This window comes from Candidatus Binatia bacterium (genome assembly GCA_036382395.1).
Taxonomy (GTDB): Bacteria; Desulfobacterota; Binatia; order HRBIN30; family HRBIN30; genus JAGDMS01.
Map to the genome: position 1 here is coordinate 1 of DASVHW010000343.1, position 2,591 is coordinate 2,591.

The window sequence follows — 2,591 nt, forward strand, 5'->3', positions numbered from 1 at the left end:
GTTGTCGTACGACAGGAGATTGGTATGGTCGTAGCGGAATCCCAGCGAGTTTAGCTGGCCGGTGGTACGAAAATCGGGTCGCCGCTTGTCCTTGAAGCTGCCGTCCAAGGCCTGAACGCCGTAGAAGGCGTACAGATTGTGAGAATACGTGGTGACATCGATCGGCGTCCCCCAGTGGTATCGCCCTCCAGCGGTGAAGCCGACGCTGCGGTTGGTATAGAACGCGGCCAGGGCGAGATCTTTGCGGTAGTCGTAACGGGCGCGGCCGACCACCAATCCTGAAATGCCGAACTCGGTCGAGCTGATTTCCACTTCGGCGGTGTCCAGCACGATCTGCGGCTCCGGCGGTACGTAGTTATCGTCGCGGCGCTCTTCGATCAGCTTACGATCAGGGTCGATCACGGCTTGGCACACACGGTACGGAGTGTCGGCGGCGAGCTGTCCGAGGTCGCCGACGCCGTTCCAATGGACGTCCACGTACCGCCCGCCCAGGCTACGCAGCCGGATGGTGACCGGCTCCGTGATCGGGCGTGACGATTCACGCCGAACGCTGACCGTGCTGCGGTACCCCGGCGGTGCCGGCTGATGCGACTCGACCGCGTCGAGGCGGTAGTTGAGCGCCGGGTAGGGCTGCAGCCACTGGACGAAAAACCAGTCCAGGTCGCGGCCGCTGGTCTCCGCGGCGCACTGGCGAAACGGCGTGGCCGCCGCGGCGCAGCCCTCGACAACGGCGTCGAATACGGGTTCGCCGAGCAGCTCACGCAGCTTGCCCAAGATGACGCGGCCCGGTGGCAGCCCGCTGTTGAACGTGGAGATCTCCGTGTGCAACGGATCGGCGACGCGCGCGCGCTCGAAGAACGCTTCGACGAACGGGATCTTCGGCACGTTTTCGAAGCGGTCGACGATGGCGAAGATGTTCAACAGCTCGATCCAGCCTTGCACGCTGCGGGTTCCAGGGTGCGCCTGCTTGACGAAGCGTTGCGCCAGGACGTGCGACAGCCCCTCCTCCACCCACGGGTAATCGGCTGTGGGCTCCCTGCGATCCGAGTGTGGCCGCAGCAGCGCGGCATAGACACTCTGGGCTACCTGCAGCTCGTGGAACGGCCGCAACAGCCAATGCACTTTGAGGGCGCGATCGGAGATGAGCACGGCACCTTCGCCGGGTGCCGTGAGGTTCACACGCATGGGCGCCTGCACCACGACCAGCTCATCCGGCGGGCCAGGTACGCCGGCGGGACGGCGTGCCACAATGTCGCGCAACGTGGCCAGCACGATGTCGGAAAAAGGAGGCTCGGGGCTGATCCGCGAGACCCGGCGTTCCGGCCGCTGGAAGAAGACGATCCGCGTGCCACTACTTTCGGTCTCTGCCCGCAATAGTGTTGGGGCGGCGACCAGGGACAGGTAGTGCACGCCGGGAATGCGGACATTGACGAACGGCTGGTGTGCAAAGTGCCGGCCATTGAGGACCATCTCGAGGTCGCGCGGCAGCGTAAGATGCACGTCGAAATCCGCTCGCGGGGGCGGCCAATCCGTGCGCCAGGCGCCCTCGTCATCGAGCCCGGCGAGATACGGATACCAGCCGCCGTTCATCGTCAGCTGCTGTTCGAACTCGCCGAAGCTGCCGAAGCGGTGCGGAACCCGGGCGCGGAAGCGGAGGGTGATGGTGCGCATCATGCCCGGCGCTAACGGCGCCATGGCCAGGCGCACGACAGTACCGTCGGGCAGACCGGGCTGGTGCAGCGGCTCAACCGCGACCACCGCTTCGGCGTCACGCGCCTCCAGCACCTCCATCGAGGCCGGATCGAAATCCTGCTCCGGATAGATGAACGGTCGGTTGACGTCGTTGACGCCCGCGTCGTTGACGCCCGCATCCGGCACCGAGAAGCGGTTGGGGAACAGGAACAACACGGCCTCGCGCAGCGTCCGCGCGCTGGTGTTGGTGAATGCCACCTCGACCGTGCCGTCGATCTGCGGAGCCGTCAGAGAGATCGAGGCCCGCAGCCGGTACGCTGGCATCAACTCTGCCTGCACCGGGATGGCAAGCATCCGAGCGGGCCGCAGGGGAGTGATGAGCGCGAGCGCCGCCGTCCAGAGGACCGTTCGGCAGGCCCGATTCCCCATCATTCCCTATCCTCTGCCAACGCGGCTGCGTGCAACACGCGTCACGAGCCGCTGAAGTACACCTTCTCCTTGCCTTCCAGCATAGCGGGGGTGACCACGTAGGTGCCCCCGAGTGACGCGTTCCAGATGGCTTTCGTCACGTCCGTGTCTCCGCCCGTCAGCAGCCAGCCGAATGCCCCAGTGACCGCCCCGACGCCGGCGTAGGCAAGTTTAGCCGGAACGTAGAGGAGATCCGTGGCGACTGTTCCCACCCAGACGATGGCGGGATGTCCCCCACCGGCTTCGCTGCCCTCAGCACTCTCGGCGGCAAGTACACCCCCACTCAGGAAAAGCATCCCAACCCATGCCACAAGCACTTTCGCCCGTCTGCTCATAATCGCCATCCTCCGACAACCACACGCCAACGTGAAAAGCTGCCTAGCGATATACCAGACCTGGCCCACATCGGACCAGTCCACCCCGCCAGCGAA

General features: G+C 65.3%; 2 protein-coding genes. Both read right to left on the reverse strand.

All coding sequences use genetic code 11. From position 1 onward, the window contains the following. Positions 1 to 2,124 (reverse strand): hypothetical protein (locus VF515_16365; protein HEX7409205.1); only part of this gene is annotated, 2,124 nt, incomplete at its 3' end. A gap of 38 nt (positions 2,125 to 2,162) precedes the next feature. Continuing rightward, complete coding sequence (locus VF515_16370; GenBank protein HEX7409206.1) at positions 2,163 to 2,495, reverse strand: hypothetical protein; 333 nt, start codon at positions 2,493 to 2,495, stop codon at positions 2,163 to 2,165. Between the last annotated feature and the right edge of the window lie 96 nt (positions 2,496 to 2,591).